This is a genomic window from Pseudomonas sp. SIMBA_041 (assembly GCF_046535095.1).
Classification (GTDB): Bacteria; Pseudomonadota; Gammaproteobacteria; order Pseudomonadales; family Pseudomonadaceae; genus Aquipseudomonas; species Aquipseudomonas mucoides.
The window spans coordinates 1-269 of sequence record NZ_JAWRXJ010000343.1; the positions used below are offsets into that span (position 1 = coordinate 1).

General features: G+C 64.3%; 1 pseudogene. It reads left to right on the plus strand.

Annotated features, from left to right (window positions below):
* Positions 1-269, plus strand: a pseudogene (locus tag SB725_RS31415) (ATP-binding protein); the annotation flags it as partial.

The window sequence follows — 269 nt, forward strand, 5'->3', positions numbered from 1 at the left end:
CGACGGTTACTCCACCGGCGCAACCGCGGGTATTGGCCTGGGCGCTGTCAGCCGCTTGGCGCAGGTATTCGATGTGCACAGCGATGCCCAAGGGGCCGTGGTGCTGGCGCGACTTTATAAACAGGCTGATACGCCCAGGGACATTCGCCTGGGTATCAGCCAGCATTCGCTGCATGACGACCCGGCCTGCGGTGATACGTGGCACGTGACGCTCGGCGAGCAGCGTTTGAGTGCGTTGCTGATCGACGGCCTGGGCCATGGCGAGGAGG